The organism is Lysobacter sp. FW306-1B-D06B, from assembly GCF_038446665.1.
Taxonomy (GTDB): domain Bacteria; phylum Pseudomonadota; class Gammaproteobacteria; order Xanthomonadales; family Xanthomonadaceae; genus Lysobacter_J.
The window spans coordinates 1,936,815-1,953,591 of record NZ_CP151802.1 but is presented as its reverse complement, the minus strand read 5'-3'; the positions used below and the strand labels follow the sequence as shown (position 1 = coordinate 1,953,591).

Sequence of the window (16,777 nt, the reverse complement as noted above, 5' to 3'; positions counted from 1 at the left end):
CAACGATCCATTGAAACTGATTAGCCATCCTGCCGGTTTCCGAAGAAGATTCAAGCCCCTAGGCTGCCGTCCTCCCTCAGGACCCGCCGCCATGGCCGCCCCTTCCCTACCCGCTTCCCTCTCTGCCGCACCCGGCCCGGCGCCCACCGGCCGCCTGCCGCTGGCGCTGTACGCCCTGACCGCCGGCTCCTTTGGCATCGGCTGCGCCGAGTTCGTGATCATGGGCCTGCTGCTGCAGGTCGCCGCCGACCTGCATGTCTCCATCGCCGCCGCCGGCATGCTCGTGTCCGGCTACGCGCTGGGCGTGTTCGCCGGTGCGCCGATCCTGACGCTGCTCACGCGTCGCATGCCGCGCAAGGCCGTGCTGATGGCGCTGATGGGCATCTACACCGTCGGCAACATCGCGTGCGCACTGGCACCGGACTACACCACGCTGATGATCGCCCGCGTGATCACCTCGCTCACGCACGGCACGTTCTTCGGCGTCGGCGCGGTGGTCGCCACCGGGTTGGTGCCGGCCGAGCGCAAGGCCTCGGCGATTTCGATCATGTTCTCCGGCCTTACGCTCGCCACGCTGCTGGGCATGCCTGCCGGCGCGTGGCTGGGTCTGCACCTGGGCTGGCGTTCGACGTTCTGGGCGATGGGCGCGGTGGGCGTGATCTCGTTCGCCGTGATCGCATTGCTGGTGCCGCGCAGCCGCGACACGGCCGAGCCGGTCGCACTGCGCGACGAACTGGCGACCATCGCGCGTCCGCAGGTGCTGCTGGGCCTGCTGATGACGATGCTCGGCTTCGCCGGCGTGTTCGTGGTCATCACCTACGTGCAGCCGTTGCTGACGCAGCTCACCGGTTTCGCCGAAAGCGCGGTGTCCCCGATCCTGCTCGTGTTCGGCGGCGGCATGGTCGTGGGCAACCTGCTCGGCGGCCGCCTTGCCGACCGCAAGGCCACGCCGGCGCTGATCGGCACGCTGCTGGCGCTCGCCGTCGTGTTGGCGGTGATGAGCTTCGCGTTGCGCAGCCAGATCGCGATGGTCGCCTTCGTCGGCCTGCTCGGCATCGCCGCCTTCGCCACCGTGTCGCCGCTGCAGCTGCGCGTGCTGGGCTTTGCCGAAGGCGCCGGACAGAACCTCGCCTCGAGCTTCAACATCGCCGCATTCAACCTCGGCAACGCGATGGGCGCATGGCTGGGCGGCGTGGTGATCGACCGCGGGCCGGGGCTGGCGGCGATCACCTGGGTCGCATCGACCGTGACCGTCGCCGGCTTGCTGGTGGCACTGTGGAGCGTGTGGCTCGAACGCCGCGCGCCGCGTGCACAGGCGCTGCCCGTCGACTGCGTGCCCGAAAGCGCCTGATATCGCCTTGCTCGTCGTTCCCGCGAAAGCGGGAACCCAGCGACTCTCGCGCCGTCGTAGGGCAAAGACACTGGATCCCCGCTTTCACGGGGATGACGGAATCAGAATGGATTCGCTCCTGGAGAATGCCGTGTCGAAACGCTCCGCCCGCCTAGCCTTCATGGCCGCCTCGCTGCTCACCTTCGCGGCGCTCGCACCGCTGCACGCCACGCAAGCGCCGCAACCGACGTGGATCCCCACCTGGACCACCAGCCCGCAGCCGCGCTGGGACGGTGACTTCGCGCTGCCGACCAACCTGCCCTTCCAGTTCTGGAACCAGACCGCGCGCGTCAGCCTCGGCGGCAAGCGCGTGCGCGTATTGCTGTCGAACGAATACGGCACCGCGCCGCTTGTCATCGGCGCCGCGCATGTCGCCAAGGCCGGCAAGGACGCGACGATCGTCGCCGGCAGCGACCGCGCGCTCACCTTCGGCGGCAAGTCCAGCGTGACGATCCCCGCCGGCGCACCGATGCTCAGCGATCCGGTCGAACTCGATGTCGCGCCGCTGACGGAGGTCTCGATCAGCCTGCACCTGCCAGAACCCACAGCGCCGGCCACGTTCCACTGGGATGCGCGCCAGACCGCGTACGTCGGTGCGGGCGATCAGACGGCGGCGGTGAAGTTCAAGCACGACACCACGCTCACCACGCGCGTGTTCGTCAGCGCCGTGCTGACCGAGCCGACGCCCGGCGCGCGCACCGTCGTCGCCATCGGCGATTCGATCACCGACGGCAACATGGCGACGATGGACGCCAACACGCGCTGGCCCGATGCGCTTGCGCAACGATTGGCCCCGCGCAACGTCGCCGTCGCCAATGCTGGCATTTCCGGTGCGCGCCTGCTGCGCGACCGCATGGGGCTCAACGCGCTCGCGCGTTTCGACCGCGACGTGCTCGCCCAGCCCGGCGTGAGCAGCGTGATCGTGCTGCTGGGCATCAACGATATCGGCTGGCACGGCACCCCGCTCGGCCCGGACGAGCCCATCGCGAGCGCCGACGAGCTCATCGCCGGCTACCGCCAGCTCATCGCCCGCGCGCATGCACACGGCGTGCGCATCGTCGGTGGCACGCTGACGCCGTTCGAAGGTGCGCTGCAGGACACGCCGATGCGCGGCTACTTCAGCCTCGACAAGGAACGCGTGCGCCAGGCGGTGAACGCATGGATCCGCGACAGCGGCGAGTTCGACGCCGTCGTCGATTTCGACGCGATCACGCGCGACCCGGCAAACCCGCGACGCTTCCTGCCAGCGTACGATTCGGGCGACCACCTGCATCCGGGCGACGCGGGCTACCGTGCGATGGCGCAGGCGATCGATCTGGACGCACTGCTGCGCGACTGAGTTCGCATTCCCTCCCCCTCTTTCCCCACCAGAGGATGCATTCGATGGACTACCGTTATCTCGGCAATTCCGGCTTCCGCGTTCCCGCGCTGAGCTTCGGCACCGGCACGTTCGGCGGCAAAGGCGAACTGTTCGGCTCATGGGGCAACACCGACGTGGCCGAAGCGTCGCGCCTGATCGACGTCTGCCTGGACGCCGGCCTGAACCTGTTCGACAGCGCCGACGTCTACTCCGGCGGCGTGGCCGAAAGCATTCTCGGCGCGGCCATCAAGGGCCGGCGCGACAAGGTGCTGATCTCGACCAAGGCCACGTTCCGCTTCGACGAGAACGACCCCAACGCGGTGGGCTCCTCGCGCTTCCACCTGCTGCGCACCGTGGACGCGCAGCTCAAGCGCCTGGGCACGGATTACATCGACCTGTTCCAGCTGCACGGCTTCGATGCGAAGACGCCGGTGGAGGAAACGCTGCGCACGCTCGACGACCTCGTGCGCGCGGGCAAGATCCGCTACCTGGGCGTGTCGAACTTCTCCGGCTGGCACCTGATGAAATCGCTCGCCGCCGCCGATCGCCACGGCTGGACGCGCTACGTCGCCAATCAGGCGTACTACTCGCTGATCGGCCGCGATTACGAGTGGGAACTGATGCCGCTGGGCATCGACCAGGGCGTCGGCGCGGTGGTTTGGAGCCCGCTGGGCTGGGGGCGCCTCACCGGCAAGATCCGCCGCGGCCAGCCGCGTCCGGAAGTGAGCCGCCTGCACGCCAGCGCCGACTACGGCCCGCCGGTGGACGAGGAACATCTGTATCGCGTGGTCGATGCACTCGACAAGGTTGCCGAGCAGACCGGCAAGACCATTGCGCAGATCGCGCTGAACTGGCTGCTGCAGCGACCCACGGTGTCGACCGTGGTGATCGGTGCGCGCAACGAAGAGCAACTGAAGCAGAACCTCGGCGCGGTCGGCTGGAACCTCACGCCGGAACAGGTCGCGCTGCTGGACGAAGCCAGCGCGCGCACGGCGGTGTATCCGTACTGGCATCAGGCAGGGTTCTCGGAGCGGAATCCGTCGCCGGTGTGAGTTAGTTCGGCCACCGCTCCCTTCGCCCCTCCCCTCCAGGCGATCGCCCCTCTCCCCTTGCGGGAGAGGGACAGGTTCGCGAAGCGAGCCAGGGAGAGGGGTGTGGCCGCTGTAAAGGCACGCGCTTCGCGCGCCCCCTCTTCCGCCCCTTCAGGGCACCTTCTCCCGCAAGGGGAGAAGGAAATGCCGGAGTTCCAGAATGAAAGCCATCGCCCTCACCCGCTACCTCCCCATCGACGACGCGCAGTCACTGGTCGATATCGAACTGCCCGACCCGCCCAAGCCCACCGGTCACGACCTGCTAGTGCGCGTCGAAGCCGTCTCGGTCAATCCCGTCGACACAAAAGTACGCTCGCCCAAACCGCAGGTCGAAGCGCAGCCGAAGGTGCTCGGCTACGACGCCGCGGGCATCGTCGAAGCCGTCGGCGACAAGGTCACGGCTTTCAAGCCCGGCGATCGCGTGTATTACGCCGGCGACATCACCCGTCCGGGCAGCAACGCGCAATTGCAGCTCGTGGATGCGCGCATCGTCGGTCGTCCGCCGTCGTCGTTGGACCAGGCGCAGGCCGCCGCGCTGCCGCTCACCGCGCTCACTGCGTGGGAGCTGCTGTTCCAGCGCATGCCTTACGACAGCGAGAACGGCGGCAAAGGCAAGACGCTGTTGATCATCGCCGGCGCCGGCGGCGTGGGTTCGATCGCGATCCAGCTTGCACGCCGCGCCGGCTTCACCGTCATCGCCACCGCTTCTCGCGAGGACACCATCGCGTGGGTGAAGGAGATGGGCGCGCACCACGTCATCGACCACCGCCAGCCGCTCGCGCCGCAGTTGTGGGCGCTCGGATTCGATACGGTCGATGCCGCGCTGAACCTGTACGACACCAGCGGCTACTGGGAGCAGCTGGGCGAAGTGCTCGCGCCGCAGGGCCATGTCGGCCTCGTCGTCGAGCCGAAAGAACCCGTGCGCCTGGGCGACCCGTACAAGTTCAAGTGCATCGGCATCCACTGGGAAATGATGTTCGGCCGCCCGCGTTTCCAGACGGCGGACATGGACGAACAGGGCCGCATCCTCGATCGCGTCGCCCAGCTGATCGATTCCGGCGAGCTGCGCGGCACGCATCACGACACGCTGTCGCCGATCAACGCGCAGAATCTGCGCGAGGCGCATCGCCGCTTGGAGTCGGGGACGACGATCGGGAAGCTGGTGTTGGCGGGCTGGTGAGTGGCGCTTGCGCAGCCGGCGTGCAGCACGCCAACTGCAACCTGACGCGGGGATTTCCTGCCGTCTCCCAATTCCGTCATCCCGGCGAAAGCCGGGATCCATCTTGATCTCGACCTTCGCAGCGCCCACGTGCCTCGCGAACAGCCAAATGGATTCCAGCTTTCGCTGGAATGACAAGAGGGGGCGGGAGGCATGACGGCCTGGATTCCGGCCTTCGTCGGAATGACGGTAACGGAGGGGAAACGGCGTAGCCTGGGCAAGCGCAGCGCACCCGGGCGGGTCACACAAACCGCGCCAACACCTCACGCACGCCACCCAGATAACTGCCACCGAACAGATTGAGGTGGTTGAGCAGGTGGTACAGGTTGTAAACCGGCGCGCGCTCGCGCCAGTCGGGCGCGGGCTTGGCGATGCCCTCGTAGGCACGCCAGAACGCCTCCGGCGGTGCGCCGAACAGCGTGAGCATCGCCAGCTCCGATTCCGCCCAGCCGAAATGCACGGCGCCGGCATCGATCAGCGCGGGTGCGCCATCGCCACAGCAATGCAGGTTGCCCAGCCACAAATCGCCATGCAGCAGCACCGCCGGTTGCGGCGGGATCAGCTCGTGCAGGCGCGCGCACAGCGCGTCGACCGCATCCACGTCGTCGGCCGCGAGATGCCCTGCATCGAACGCGCGTCGCGCCTGCGGCAATAGACGATGCTGCGCGAAGAAGCGCCAACCGTCGTCCGCCCACGCATTCGACTGCGGCGTCGGCCCGCAGTAACCGTCGCGCTTGAAGCCGAACCGCGCGTTGCCGATCGCATGCTGCGCGGCCAGGCGTTCGCCGGCCTTCGTCCAGAAGCCGTCCTTCTGCACGCCGTCGCCGAGGTCCTCCAGCACCAGGCGTTCGGGTTCCAGCGCGAGCACGCGCGGGACACGCATCGCGCCCGCACCGGCCAATGTCGCCAGCCCTGCCGCTTCGGCACTGAAGAAATCCGCCGGCGCGCCCGGCCATCGCTTCACCACCACCGCGAGGTTGCGGTACGTGGTGTGCTGGATCTGCTGGCGGCCGGTGTTCATCGCGTGCGTCTTACGCCGCTTCCGCGTCGGCGCGACGATCGCGCTTGAGCACCGCCACCGGCTCCGCCCACGCATTGCCGCCACGGCGCTTGCTCGTGGCCAGCACCAGGTCGGACGGCTCGAACACGTTGAGGTTGTGCGTGATCGGCGTGGTCAGGATGTACTGCGCATCGGTCGAACGCAGGAAGCGGCCGACCTTCTCGATGTTGAACACGTCCAGATGCGCGAACGGTTCGTCGATGAAGACGAAGCCGCCCGGCTGATCCTCGTCGCGCAGCAGGCCGACGAGCAGCAGCAGCGACTTCATGACCTGCTGGCCGCCCGAAGCCTCGCCGTCGTCCAGGCCGATCCAGCCCTTGCGGTCGAAATCGAACTTCACCGTCAATCCCGCCTGCGCGAGCGCGACGTCCTCGTTCACCAGCTCCGGCATTTCAACGTCGACACCGATGCCCGCCAGTTCGCCCAGCGACGCGAGGTTCTTCTTGTAGCGGCGCACGGTCGCGCGCAGCACGTTCATGTACGCGCCGCGCGCTTCTTCGGTGATGCGGCGGGCGCGATGCAGATGCGCCTCGCGCTTGCCAATGGCCGATTCGAGTCCGTCGTGGTCGGCAGCAAACTTGTCGCGCATCGCGATGCAGGCCGCATCCACGATGTAACCGCCGCGTTGCAGGCGTTCGTCGATGCGTTCGATCTCGCGACGCACCGCGCCGGCGCTTTCGTATTCCTCGCGCGCCTGTCGCAGCGACTCGATCGAACGCCACGCCACCGGCATCAGCGCGCGCTTCCTGCGGAAGTCGACGATGCGTTGCACCAGCTGAGAGCGCTCCTGCGCGATCTGCTGGCCGCGCTCGCGCAGTTCGTTGTCGAGCGAACGGATCTCGCCCGCGCGCGTGGCGCCGGCGATGCCTTCGGCCTTGTCTTCGGCCTCCAGTCCGTCCAGTCGCGAACGCGCTTCGGCCAGCGCAAGGCCCGCCTGCTGCGCGGCCTCGGCCATCGCCGGCATGCGCTCGGCGGCGTCGGCGAATTCGGCGGCGCGCGTCACCAGCTCCTGCCCCGCGTCGAGCCCGAGCAGGCGCGACTGCTCGGCATCCACACGCTTGCCCAACTCGCTCAGTTCGTCCTCGCGTGCGTGTGCGCGCTGCTGGATTTCGATCTGCTCGGCGCGCAGTTCCTCCAGCCTCGCCTGGCGTGCGCCGCTGCCGAAGTGCGGTGCGCCGCCGCCGATGTGGCGACCGCCGCGGTGCTCGCGCAGATAGCCCTTGCGCGTGATCCAGTCCTGCCCCTTCGGCAGTCGGCGGCCGTCGTCGATGTCCTCCACGCGCTGGACCTTGTCCAGTTGCTTGGGCAGCCACGCCGGCGGCTCGCTGGAGAACTTCACGATCTCCAGCAGCGAGCCCTTGGTCGCCTTCTCCACGGGCGCCCGCGCGCCGACGACGAAATGGCGGTACTGCATGCGTTCGCCGAGCTTCCACGCGGCGGCTTCATCGCGCGGGTTTTCCAGCACGATCAGGTGACGGTACGGCGCGAGCACGGCTTCCACCGCCACCGACCACTTCGGATCGACGATGTCGACCAGCTCGGTGAGCACGCGGTGCTCGATGCCCGCCTCGTCCAGCGCGTTGCGGAAGTCGCGTTCGAACGGTTCGACGATGCGACCGCCGCCGCTGAGCGCGGCGACCTGCGCGGCGATCTCGCCCGTGCGCTTGCGGTCGCGCTCGCCTTCCAGCTTGAGTTCCGCCTGGCGGCGGCGGCCTTCCTCGACGCTGCGGCTCAGTGCTTCGACGTCGACGACGCCGCGCTGGGCCTGCACCCGCGCCAGTTCGTCGCGACGCCGCACGAGCACGTCGGCGTCGCGCGCGTGGTCGCGTGCGGTGGTGAATTCGGCCTCGCATGCACGCACGTCGGCGCGGGCGCGCTCGATGGCGGCACGCAACTCGTCGCGCTGTCCGGTCGCACCGGACTCGCGCGTGCGCAGCTGGGCATGCACGCGTTCGCGTTCGCGCAGCGCGCGGCGCAGGCCGGTCAGGCGCGGGCGCGCGCCTTCCAGTGTGGCGCGCAGGTCGGCCAGTTCGATCTTCGGTGCGATCTCGGCCTGCAGGCGCTGGCGCTGGTTGTGCAGCGCCTGCCCTTCCTCGAACGAACGCACGTCCACGCGCGCCGATTCGAGCTTGAAATGCAGCTCGCCCAGGCCGTGGCGCAGCTGTTCGATTTCCTTCTCGACGTCGAGCTGTTCGTTCTTGGCGCGCTGGTATTCGTCCAGCACGGCCTTGTCTTCGAACACGTCGAACACCAGTTGCAGCAGCTCGCGCGGCGACAGCTGGCAGAGCTTGTCGGTCGCACCCTGTTCCAGCGTGAGCACGCGGCAGATCGCGCGCGTCAGGCCGGCGCCGGCCAGGCGCACGCGGTAGTCGCGCACGCCGAGCCATTCGCCGCCCTGATCGAGCTGTTCGACCGGCACGTCGCCGGCGACGATCTGGTAATCGCGCGACCAGTCGCCGCCACGCTTACGGATGCGACAGGCCAGCGTCACGGCCTCGTCCTTGATCGGGAAGAACGGACGGCCGCCGCGGCGGTCGGGGCGGTTGCTGACGACGGCGCGCAGCCAGGCCTGGCCCTTGCCGTTGTGGCGCAGGTAGGTCTTGTAGTCGCGCGCGGTGTCGCGGTCCTCGATGGCCAGCAGCGTGCGCAGCGCATCGAGCAGCGTGGTCTTGCCCGAACCGTTCGGGCCGACGACGGTGATGACGGAGGCATCCAGCGGCAGCTGGAAGCGCTGCCAGTAATCCCAGTGCACGACTTCGAGGCTGCGGAACTCAAACATCGGCCTGCGCCTCCAGTGATTCGTCGGTGGTGTCGAGCACGTCGTCGTCCTCGATGCTGTCGGCATTGGCGGCCTGCGTCGCGCGCGCCTGTTCGACGACGTAACTCAGCGCGCCGTCCATCACGCGGCTGGCGATGCGTTCGTAGTCGAAGGCCAGGTCGAGCAGCGGGCCTTCGGCGATGCGCTCCTTGCGACGCACGATGAAGCCGTGGCGCTGCAACGCGCCCAGCGAAAGATTGATGCGGAACTTGCCGCCGAGCTTGTCGCCGAAGTCGGCGACGAGCGTGCGTTCGTTGATGGGCTCGACCATGTCCTGGCCGATGGGCACCGGCTTGAGTTCGGCGAACATCTGCTCCTGGTCCTGCTGGCGATCGCTTTCCTGCCGTGCTATCTGGCGCTGGCGTTTGGGCAGCACCAGCAGCGACCACAGCACGACCAGCAACGCGAGCGCGTCGCGGTCCAGTTGCAGGTTGCTCGCGGCCCAGGCGCGTGCGCTTCCGAAGACTTCGTTCTCCTGCGCGCGCGCCACGCCGACGGCGACGTATGCAGCGTAGGGATGTTCGAGCAGGCGCATGCCGGCGGCGGCGAGGCGACGGTCGAGTTCGTCGCGAAGTTCCGCGTCGACCAGGACCTGGCGCACCGCGTGGTCGTCGCGCGGCAGCCAGCGTTCGGCGAGCAGTCGGGCGATCAGGGTGGCGGTGGGGTCGCTCATTGGGGTTCCGGGGTAGTTGCGGCGGAGGTCGCGGGCTTCTTCCGCTTCGGCTTTTGTTCTTGCTCGTCATTCCCGCGAAGGCGGGGTCTTTCGGTCCGCCGCACGGCGGCACTCTCCAGTGCCTTCGCTGTTCCCTGTGCGCTTGTGGGTTTCAAGTCGCTGGATCCCCGCTTTCGCGGGGATGACGATGGGAGAGCGGCAGCGTCATCGGCTGTGGTGGCGTCGCCGTGGAGGGGCCATTCGTCGCCATCGGATACATCGCGCGCTCCGGATTCGACCATTGCATCGCCCTGCCCCACCAACCACGCCCGGCTCATGTACGCCACGCCCGCGCGACCCACGTCCTCGAACTGCGTCCCCACTTTCCAGCGCAGCGGCAGTTGCGCGATGGAGGCGCTGACGCCGTTGCGGTTCTCCGCGCCGGGGTCGCCGATCAGGCCGAGCAGCGACAATCGGTACGCACTCACCGCGAAACCGTCCTGCGGCACCCAGTCCGACAGCGTGGTGTCCACGTCCGCATCCAGCGATGCCAGCTGCGACAGCCACTGCTCGGCGTGCGCGTAGTCGTTCTCGGCGACCGGCGCCTGCGTGTCGTGCGGTGCGCTCTGCGCCGGGGGCAGCGACGCGTCTTCCTGCGCTTCGCGCTCGCGTTCGACCAGTTCGTACTCGGCGATGTCCAGCGCGATGGGCGCCAGCACGAAGGCCGGCGCGGCCACGTGCGCGAGCGCGTCGTGCGACAGCGCGGCGAGCGCGTCGGCGTCCATGCCGCGCAGGTAGCGGTTCACATCGGTGGACGACAGGCCGCTGGCGCCGATGTGCACGCGGTGGCGGTCGAGCTGGTTCAGCGCACGCTGGAACACCGAGGCCTGCCGCAGCATCGCGCTCTGCGCGCGGCCGATCTGCTGGGCGACGCGGTGCGTGGCCGCGTCGAGTTCTTCGTCGGCGGCGATTTCCTTGACGATCGCCGTGCCCTTCTCCACCCACTGCCACACCTGCTGCAAGGTGCCGGCGGCGCGCTGGATGCGGTGCTCGGAACCGCTGAGCACGGCCTGATCGAAGTCCTCGCGGTATTCGTTGAGGCGCGACAGCAGGTGCTGCAGGTCGTCGCCGCGCACCTTGCCGACCGACTGGCCGGCGGCAAGCTGCGCGGTGACGTAGGCCAGCTCGTCGCCTTCGCGGTTGAACTGCAGCAGCAGGCCGATGGACGACAGCGCCTGGCGGCCAACCGGACTGATGCGGTAACGCTGGGTGTCGTTGTCCCAGCGCAGCAGGTCGTTGTCGCGCAGGCGGCCCAGCACGGTGTCGAACTTCACCGGATCCAGGTAGGCGAAGTGATCGCGCAGTTCCTGCGGGGTCCAGTCCGGCGCGGCGCCGCGCTCGCCGATGGCACGCAGCACCAGCAGGCGCACCATCACGCTCTCCTCGCCGCCGTGGAACAGGGTCGAGAAGGCGCGCAGGAGGTCGCGGGCGGAAAGCAGCGGGTGCAGGTCGGGCAGATCGGCCGCGACGATGCCGTCGCGCAGATAGTCCTGCAGGGGTGCGGAAACGTCGTCCATGGAGGACCGGAAACTACGGGTGAGCCATGGTGGGTGAGGGGCGGGCGCGAGACAACTCTTGCGCGGCGGGCGGATTTGAGAGTGAGGCATGCCATCGAGGGCTAGGCTGCGGCGTAGCCCGGGTAAGGCGCAGCCGCATCCGGGGTTGGGGGGGCGTCGGATCGGTCTGGGCGTCGGATCGAACGTCCCGGGTGCGCTTCGCTTACCCGGGCTACGGGCTGTGTCACGTTTCCCGTTCCATCACTCCCGCCCACCCGCCGCCGGTCGCAAAGCCTGCTGCTGTCGATTCATTCCCGCGCCGTTCGTCGTATGCAGGAGGGCCGACGACCTGCCGTCCCCTCATCAACGAAGGAGTGACCTGATGAAACGATTCCTCGCCGTGTTCCTGGGTTCGCAGGCGTCGATGGACGCCTGGAAGGCCCTGTCCGAGGACGAGCGCAGCCGCCGCGAGAAGGCCGGCATGGAGGCCTGGGGCCAGTGGGTCGGCAAGCACCAGAAGGCCATCGTCGACAACGGCAGCCCGTTGGGGAAGACCAAGCGGATCAGCGCCAAGGGCGTGGGCGACGTGCGCAACGAGCTGGCCGCCTGGACGGTGGTCGAGGCGGACTCACACGAGGCCGCGGCGCGTATGTTCGAAGGCCACCCGCACTTCACGATCTTCCCGGGCGATGCGGTGGAGGTGATGGAGTGCCTGCCGATGCCGGAGGGGTGAAATAGGCCGACTGCCCTGCCTCTGCCCCTCCCCCTGCTTGCAGGGGAGGGAGATGACGGCCGAGAGGCTTCGTGCTTCCGGCGGCCTCCAATCAACTTCGGGCACCCGACCCGACGAACGCGCTTGAACGCCGCCGGCTTTCCCGTCATCGTGCCGGCTTCCGTACGCCAGCGTATTCATCATGACGATCGCCAGCCCGTTGAGCCCGGCCCCGGAGCCGATTTCGGTCCAGTCGCCGCACTCGCTCTACCCGCACCTGTTCGCGCCGCTGGACCTGGGCTTCTGCACCCTGCCCAACCGCGTGCTGATGGGGTCGATGCACACAGGGCTGGAGGACAAGGCCGCGGATTTCCCCAAGCTCGCCGCCTACTTCGCCGAACGCGCGGCCGGTGGCGTCGGCTTGATCGTCACCGGCGGCTTCTCGCCCAACCTCGCCGGCTGGCTCAAGCCCTTCGGCGGGACGATGCGCTTTCCGTGGGAGGTGAGCCGGCATCGCCAGGTGACCGGCGCGGTGCACGCGCACGGCGGGCGCATCTGCCTGCAGATCCTGCACGCCGGCCGCTACGGCTACAGCCCGCTGCAGGTGGCGCCGAGCAAGTTGAAGGCGCCGATCAACCCCTTCACGCCGCGCGCCCTGTCGGCCGGCGGCGTCGAGCGGCAGATCCGCGCCTTCGTGCGCAGCGCGACGATGGCGCGCGAGGCCGGCTACGACGGCGTCGAGGTCATGGGCTCGGAGGGCTACCTGCTCAACCAGTTCACCGCGCCGCGCACCAACAAGCGAAGTGATGCCTGGGGCGGCGACGCCGGCAAGCGCATGCGCTTCGCGGTGGAGATCGTGCGCCGCATCCGCGAGGCCTGCGGGCCGGATTTCATCATCGTCTACCGCTTGTCGATGCTGGACCTGGTCGACGACGGCCTGGCCTGGGACGAGGTCGTGCAGCAGGCCAAGGCGATCGAAGCCGCCGGCGCGACGCTCATCAACACCGGCATCGGCTGGCACGAGGCGCGTATCCCGACCATCGCCACTTCGGTGCCACGCGCGGCCTTCACCGGCATCACCGCGCGGCTGAAACCGCACGTGCGCGTGCCGCTGGTGACGACCAACCGCATCAACATGCCCGACGTCGCCGAGGGCATCCTCGCGCGCGGCGAGGCGGACATGGTGTCGATGGCGCGGCCGCTGCTGGCCGACGCGCAGTGGGTGAACAAGGCGCGCGAGCAGCGCGCGCTCGATATCAATACGTGCATCGCGTGCAACCAGGCCTGCCTGGACCACGTGTTCCAGAACAAGACCGCCAGCTGCCTGGTCAATCCGCGCGCCTGCGCGGAGACCGAACTGAACTACACGCCGACCGCGAATCCGAAGCGCATCGCGGTCGTCGGCGCCGGCCCGGCGGGCATGGCGACGGCGGCCGTGGCGGCCGAGCGCGGGCATCGCGTGACGCTGTTCGAGGCCTCGGGCGAGATCGGCGGCCAGTTCAATCTGGCCAAGCGCATCCCCGGCAAGGAGGAGTTCCACGAGACCCTGCGCTACTTCGGCCGCCGGCTGGAGCAGACGGGCGTGGAGGTCCGCCTGGGCACCTACGCCGAGGCCGCCACGCTGGCCGGCTTCGACGCGGTCGTGCTGTCCACGGGCATTCGCCCACGCGAGGTGGATTTCCCGGGTGCCGACCATCCCAAGGTCGTCTCCTACATTGACGTGCTCACCGGGCGCGTCGTGCCGGGGCGCAAGGTGGCGATCATCGGCGCCGGCGGCATCGGCTTCGACGTGGCGGAGTTCCTGGTCGAACATGGCCCCAGCGCCGCGCTCGACCCCGCGCGCTGGCGCGCCGAATGGGGCGTGGACCTGGGCTACGACGGCAACCGCGGCGGCCTGGCCGCGCCGGAGCCCGAGGCGCCCGCGCGCGAGGTCTGGCTGCTGCAGCGCAGCCCCGGTCGCCCGGGCGCCCGCCTGGGCAAGACCACGGGCTGGATCCACCGCGCCACGCTGAAGGCCAAGAAGGTGCGGATGCTCGGCGGCGTGGAATACCTGGGCGTGGACGACGAGGGCCTGCACGTGCGCGTGGACGGCAGCGATCAGGTGCTGGCGGTCGATCACGTGGTGATCTGCGCCGGCCAGGAACCCTTCAAACCGCTGGCCGATGAGCTGGCGGCGCAAGGCACTCCGGTGCACGTGATCGGCGGTGCGGACGTGGCCGCGGAGCTCGATGCCAAGCGCGCGATCAACCAGGGCAGCCGCCTCGCAGCCGCCCTTTGACCGAACTGCGCAAGCCTTGCAGGGCGGGGCCTGCAAGGCTGCCAAACGTACGAAACCGCATCGTCGAAACAGCGGCGCGGTCACCGGTTCGCTCCGAAGCTGAACAGGCCGTTGGGATTTCCGGGCATCGACAGTCCGGACAAATATCCTTTCGCAACAATCAGTTGCGCTGTCCGGTCGGATTTTCCAGCCGGATCGACAGGCCCCGGTCAAGTCCCCTGTATTCACGTAGCGTTTAGATTCGCGAAGCTACCGTGCGCCAACTTTTTCAGCCGCCCCGCTTGGGCGGCGACCCTCACCGCCCGCGCACCCGATCTTCCGCGCGGCTTTGGTGAATGGGCAAAAGCGCGCCGTAGAGTGCGCTGCCCTCCCCAGTACGCCATGCCGGTTCGTGCCGTGGTTGCCGTCCTCCTCATAGGAAGCGGACCTCGAAGCGGATCGGCGCAACGGAGCAAGGAGTCCGATTAGATGAAACTGGCTTGGATCCTGTGGCTGGCCTCTGTGCTTCCGCCGCAAACCGCCGATTCGCTGTGCCTGAGCACCACCGTCTACCTGGAAGCGCGCGACCAGTCGGTCCGCGGCCAGAAGGCGGTCGCCGAGGTCGCCCTGCGCCGCCGTGACAGCGGGCTGTGGGGCAACACCGTCTGCGACGTGGTGACCGCGCGCAAGCAGTTCGCGCCGACCCTGGTCTCGCCTGCCACGCGCCTGAGCAACACCGAGGCGTGGGCGGAGGCCGTCACCATCGCCCTCGACGCCGAGCGCAACTGGGCCCTGCCGCCCGGCCAGCGCAAGGAGATCGTCCCGGGCGCGAGCCACTTTGCCGCGCATGCGATCGCCAGCCCGTCGTGGCGCACGGCGTATCAGGTGGCGACGATCGGCGATCACACCTTCTATAAGGTGCAGTCGTTGAAGCCGAAGCGCTCGTAAGCGCTGCGCTTTTTCGGGTCGCCTGCGGCGGCCTGTCCCTCTCGCGCAAGGGGAGGGGCTGTGCATGACAGGCATCCACACCCCGTTCGAGCGTAGGCCGCAGGCCGAAGTTGAAGGGTGGATGGGCCGGAAACACATCGGACTTCCCCGCCCTTCGACTTCGCCGCTCCGCGGCTACGCTCAGGGCGAACGGTTCCGTGGAAAACACCGCCTGGTCGCAACGGTAAATGCGTCCCCGGCCAGTGCGCCCAAGGCAATAGTCCGTTTCACACCGTCGCATTGAGGCGGGGACGGGCCATCGTCCATAGTTCGGGATTGCCGCACTTTCGAGGGATCCCCGCATGAAGCTCTACACCAAGCCCGGCGCGTGCTCGACCGCCGACCACATCGCCCTGCAGTGGACCGGCCAGCCCTTCGCGCTGGAGATCCTCGACAAGGAGACGATGAAGGCTCCGGCCTACCTGGCGATCAACCCGTCCGGCGCGGTGCCGGCGATCGTCGACGGCGACTTCGTGCTGACCCAGAACGCCGCGATCATGGGCTACATCGCCGACACCTTCCCCGAGGCCGGCCTGGCCGGCGACGGCAGCCCGCGCCAGCGCGGCGAAGCCGCCCGCTGGCTGGCCTTCGTCAATTCCGATATCCACCCGGCCTTCAAACCGCTGTTCGGACCGGCCGCCTTCATCGCCGACGAGGCCCAGCACGACGCCGTGAGGGACGCCGCGCGCAAGCGCGTGCGTGGGCTGTTCGAGTCGGCCGACCGCCAGCTCGCCGGCAAGCAGTGGATCGCCGGTTTCCGCAGCTACGCCGACCCCTACCTCTACATCACGCTGCGCTGGGCCGACGGCCTGGGCATCGACCTGTCGGGACTGGCCAACCTGGCGTCCTTCAAGGCGCGCATGGAAGCCGACCCGGGCGTGCAGAAGGCGCTGAAGATCGAAGGCCTGGCGTAAGCAAGGCGCACGGCGACGCGGAGGCGGTCCGGCCGCCTCCGTGTTCTCACCGCGGTGGCCTCAGGCTTCCGCGAGCGAGCGGAAACGCCGCTCCATCTCCATCGCGAATCCCACATCCCGGGCCTTGCCCAACGCCGTGTGGAAATCCGGCAACAGGGCCAGCAGGTCGCCGACGTCGCTGCAGCGTTCGACCTTGAGCTGCAGGAAGTACCCCCGCAGGCCCAGGTGCTCGCGCACCGTGTCGGACATCAGCGTGTACAGCGCGGAGTAGCCCACGGCCGATGCGATCGGCGCGGACGCCGTGGCGGCAGCCGGCTCGATCGCTGCGGGCCCCGGACGGGCGGCCTCGCGGATCGTGGCGGCCGCAGCGGCGGCCAGGCTCTGCGGCACGGCGATCAGCCCCATCGCTTCGAGCTGGGCCAATGCATCGTCCGGCCCCTTGAGCCCGCCGATCACGCCACGCAGCTGGCCGACATTGCGTTGGCCATCCACCATCAGCAGGATCGAGCGGAGCACGTTGGGCAGCTTCAGCGCGCGACTCTGAATCTCGTCGCGCCCGGCATCGGTCTTGTTCGGCACTTCGTCATCGCGCATGGTTTCCCCCAAACCACTAGCCACGAATGCCGGCCGACTATGCCACGGCCGGGCGTGGCGCGCGCGTGCCCGTGTTCATGGCCGCCTTCGGCAACGCAAAGGACTTCGTGCGTGCTGTTGCTGTTCCCTTCTCCCCTTGCGGGGGAAGGTGCCCCAAAGGGGCGGAA

At 68.7% G+C, this 16,777-nt stretch carries 13 protein-coding genes; 8 read left to right on the top strand and 5 right to left on the bottom strand.

The features are described from left to right. Window positions 1-91 precede the first annotated feature (91 nt). The 4 genes from AAFF32_RS09075 (at window position 92) to AAFF32_RS09060 (ending at window position 5,021) form a co-directional block, all read left to right on the top strand. A complete protein-coding gene (locus AAFF32_RS09075; RefSeq protein WP_342317100.1) occupies window positions 92-1,351 on the top strand; it encodes an MFS transporter in 1,260 nt (419 codons plus the stop codon). A 130-nt stretch (window positions 1,352-1,481) separates the two neighbouring features. Continuing rightward, on the top strand, window positions 1,482-2,729 hold the full coding sequence (locus AAFF32_RS09070; RefSeq protein ID WP_342317099.1) for an SGNH/GDSL hydrolase family protein: 1,248 nt from the start codon (window positions 1,482-1,484) through the stop codon (window positions 2,727-2,729). Window positions 2,730-2,773: 44 nt separating this feature from the next. Then, window positions 2,774-3,802 (top strand): aldo/keto reductase, encoded by a 1,029-nt coding sequence (locus AAFF32_RS09065; RefSeq protein WP_216959550.1) that lies wholly within the window; start codon window positions 2,774-2,776, stop codon window positions 3,800-3,802. Between the two features lie 199 nt (window positions 3,803-4,001). Then, window positions 4,002-5,021 (top strand): zinc-binding alcohol dehydrogenase family protein, encoded by a 1,020-nt coding sequence (locus AAFF32_RS09060; protein WP_342317098.1) that lies wholly within the window; start codon window positions 4,002-4,004, stop codon window positions 5,019-5,021. Between the two features lie 280 nt (window positions 5,022-5,301). On the opposite strand, the gene AAFF32_RS09055 is transcribed toward AAFF32_RS09060, so the two are convergent. The 4 genes from AAFF32_RS09055 to AAFF32_RS09040 are packed head-to-tail and all read right to left on the bottom strand — an operon-like array spanning window position 5,302 to window position 11,167. Further along, window positions 5,302-6,081, bottom strand: coding sequence for a fructosamine kinase family protein (locus AAFF32_RS09055; RefSeq protein ID WP_342317097.1), 780 nt, complete (start codon window positions 6,079-6,081; stop codon window positions 5,302-5,304). Window positions 6,082-6,091: 10 nt separating this feature from the next. Continuing rightward, window positions 6,092-8,899: an AAA family ATPase gene (locus AAFF32_RS09050; RefSeq protein WP_342317096.1), complete on the bottom strand. Its 2,808-nt coding sequence runs from the start codon at window positions 8,897-8,899 to the stop codon at window positions 6,092-6,094. After that, the gene (locus AAFF32_RS09045) at window positions 8,892-9,611 is read right to left on the bottom strand and encodes a hypothetical protein (protein ID WP_216959564.1); all 720 of its coding nucleotides are present in this window, start codon (window positions 9,609-9,611) and stop codon (window positions 8,892-8,894) included. Before AAFF32_RS09045 ends, AAFF32_RS09050 begins: the two co-directional genes overlap by 8 nt. Beyond that, complete coding sequence (locus tag AAFF32_RS09040) at window positions 9,608-11,167, bottom strand: hypothetical protein (RefSeq protein ID WP_342317095.1); 1,560 nt, start codon at window positions 11,165-11,167, stop codon at window positions 9,608-9,610. The genes AAFF32_RS09045 and AAFF32_RS09040 overlap by 4 nt, the downstream gene beginning before the upstream one ends. Window positions 11,168-11,528: 361 nt before the next feature. On the opposite strand from AAFF32_RS09040, the gene AAFF32_RS09035 reads away from it, so the two are divergent. From AAFF32_RS09035 to AAFF32_RS09020, 4 genes are all read left to right on the top strand, one after another. Next, entirely contained in the window at window positions 11,529-11,879 is a 351-nt protein-coding gene (locus AAFF32_RS09035; protein WP_216959571.1) for a hypothetical protein, read from the top strand. 199 nt (window positions 11,880-12,078) lie between these two features. Next, a complete protein-coding gene (locus AAFF32_RS09030; protein ID WP_254200350.1) occupies window positions 12,079-14,136 on the top strand; it encodes an NADPH-dependent 2,4-dienoyl-CoA reductase in 2,058 nt (685 codons plus the stop codon). A 468-nt stretch (window positions 14,137-14,604) separates the two neighbouring features. After that, entirely contained in the window at window positions 14,605-15,063 is a 459-nt protein-coding gene (locus tag AAFF32_RS09025; protein WP_216959577.1) for a cell wall hydrolase, read from the top strand. 341 nt (window positions 15,064-15,404) lie between these two features. Beyond that, window positions 15,405-16,016, top strand: a complete 612-nt coding sequence (locus AAFF32_RS09020) for a glutathione S-transferase N-terminal domain-containing protein (RefSeq protein WP_216959580.1) — start codon at window positions 15,405-15,407, stop codon at window positions 16,014-16,016. Window positions 16,017-16,076: 60 nt separating this feature from the next. On the opposite strand, the gene AAFF32_RS09015 is transcribed toward AAFF32_RS09020, so the two are convergent. Beyond that, window positions 16,077-16,610: a hypothetical protein gene (locus AAFF32_RS09015; protein ID WP_216959583.1), complete on the bottom strand. Its 534-nt coding sequence runs from the start codon at window positions 16,608-16,610 to the stop codon at window positions 16,077-16,079. Window positions 16,611-16,777: the final 167 nt, after the last annotated feature.